The organism is Mesorhizobium sp. M1E.F.Ca.ET.063.01.1.1 (assembly GCF_003998155.1).
Classification (GTDB): Bacteria; Pseudomonadota; Alphaproteobacteria; order Rhizobiales; family Rhizobiaceae; genus Mesorhizobium.
In genome coordinates this window covers 1-1,984 of the sequence record NZ_RZSC01000944.1, presented here as the reverse complement: position 1 = coordinate 1,984, position 1,984 = coordinate 1, and the positions used below count along the sequence as shown (strand labels likewise).

Below are 1,984 nucleotides of genomic sequence, written 5' to 3'. Positions count from 1 at the left end.
GCCGACTTACCGTCTCAATGGTAAGGCCAAGAAAATCCGCGATCTCGGCGCGCCGCTTTCGAACTGCCGCTGTCGCGCGCCGAGATCGCGGATTTTCTTGGCCTTACCATTGAGACGGTAAGTCGGCAGATCACGCGCCTGCGCGGCGAGAACGTGATCCGGATCGAGAACAACCGTCACGTCATCGTCGACGACATTGGGCGACTGGCCGCACGGGCCGGAGACTGATCTCCGGCTGCTTGTCCCGGGCAAATCGGTACGGGACGCGCTACGAATTCTTGCCGGAACCGCTGCCACGAGCGCTGACAACCTCTGGCAGCACATGGTCGCGCTCGAAGGCGATGTGGCGGCGTGTCGATTCGAAAAACGCGCGCAGCATATAGCCGAAGGCTTCGGGGTTCTCGATGAGCCGGCCATGGCCGTAGGCAAGCAGCGCCTCGCTGAGGTCCATCGCCGCGCTCTCGTCCTCCAGATGCTCGAGCTTGAGCCTCGCCACGATCTCGTCCCCGCCTGTCCGCCGCGCGAAAGTGGGGAAGACGACCTCTTCCTCGAAGCGGTGGCACTCGCGCAGCAGCGGCAAGAGGTCGGCCGCCACGGCGAGGCACTGGAGCCGGTCGACGCGCGACGGCAAATCGTCGGCGATGCCTTCAAGCATGTGGCAGAGCGCCAGCATCTGCAAATGCGCCCGCTTCATGTCCGCCGGGCTGCTGAACGGCTCGTGGTTTGCACCCGTCATGATGGCTCCTCCGCCAAGGCCGGGCTCACGGGGTGGGCAAGGCAACGGTGCCTTCGACGGGCTCTTCGCGAACGGTGCGCGGCTTGCTCCGCAACGCGAATTGCGGCCGGGACAAGTCAACGAGCAGAACGTCGGGCATGGCAAGTATCCTTTTGGATATGTTTCATAACGCCGTGACGATCGTCGTGAGTTGACGTGGATCAACCCGTTCCGTAGCGACGCGTGCCAACAAGTGGGGCATGAAAAAGCTGTCTGCCCCGGCTCAAGGTCCCGATCCCGCCGCATCGCCCGGCTTCCAGGCGCTGACTGCCGCTGAGCGGTTGGCAAAACCCGGATTGCGCGACCTGCTCATCTGGCAGATTGCTCGCACCGCACTGCGGCTCGGCTTCGCCGCGACGGCGGCGATGCTCGCGGGGCGGCTCGTGATGGGCGAGTCGATAGATCCGTGGCTCGCTACAGCGGCGATTGTGCTTTTGGCGGCCTCCTGCGTCGCCGGCCTTGCCGCCGATAGGGTGCAGGCTTCCGCGGAAAACGCTGTATCGACCGGCCTGCGCGAGCTGGCGGGCGAGCGGCTGAACGAAATGCCGGCGAGGCTTCTGCAATCGCTCCCGGTCGGCAGCGTCATCGTCTCCATGCAGCGTCATCCGGAGCAGGTGGCGGCGCTTGTCGTGGGCCACCGTGCCGCCACGGCCATGATGGCGGCAGGCCCGCTGCTGGCGGCGGCAACGCTTGGCTTCGTCTCCTGGCAGGCGGCGCTGCTGGTCGCCGGCCTGACGCCGGTCATGATCCTGTTCTTCGCGCTGGTGGGCAAGGCCATCCGCCGGCGCGCCGACGCGCAGGAACACGCCTTCGGACGGCTGGCCGACCAGTTCGCCGACCGTATCCGCACGTTGCCCACGATCCTGGCGAACCACGCAACGGCAGGGGAAGCGGCGAAGCTTGCCCGGCGTCTCGAGACCTATGCCGGCAAGACGATCGGCCTGCTGCGTATCGCCTTCGTGAATGCCGGTATCATCGATTTCTTCGCCTCGCTGTCGATCGCCGTACTGGCCGTCTTCCTCGGTCTCGGACATCTGAAGCTCGCGACAATCCCGGGCTTTTCCAATCTCGAGCTCTGGCAGAGCCTGTTCATCCTGATGATCGCGCCGGAATTTTTCGCGCCGTTCAGGCGCTTTTCCGAGCAGTACCACGCCAAAGCGGAAGGGCTGGCGGCGGCCGCGGCGCTCGACCGCCTGCTCGGCGCCGAAC

The 1,984-nt window shown here is 65.5% G+C and carries 2 protein-coding genes and 1 pseudogene; 2 read left to right on the top strand and 1 reads right to left on the bottom strand.

Annotation, left to right across the window (positions count from 1 at the left end):
• Window positions 1-51 precede the first annotated feature (51 nt).
• Window positions 52-228, top strand: a pseudogene (locus EOA29_RS34595) (helix-turn-helix domain-containing protein); the annotation flags it as partial.
• Window positions 229-268: 40 nt separating this feature from the next.
• Here the strand turns inward: EOA29_RS34595 and EOA29_RS34590 are convergent.
• Window positions 269-736 carry a hemerythrin domain-containing protein gene (locus tag EOA29_RS34590; protein ID WP_245464879.1) on the bottom strand — a complete coding sequence of 156 codons (468 nt, stop codon included), beginning with the start codon at window positions 734-736 and terminating at the stop codon, window positions 269-271.
• Window positions 737-975: 239 nt separating this feature from the next.
• Between EOA29_RS34590 and EOA29_RS34585 the strand changes: the two genes are divergently transcribed.
• Window positions 976-1,984 (top strand): ABC transporter transmembrane domain-containing protein (locus EOA29_RS34585; RefSeq protein ID WP_245468691.1); only part of this gene is annotated, 1,009 nt, incomplete at its 3' end.

Coding starts and splice junctions, on each gene's coding strand:
- EOA29_RS34590 (WP_245464879.1), bottom strand. CDS start 736: ATGACGGGTGCAAACCACGAGCCGTTCAGCAGCCCGGCGGACATGAAG.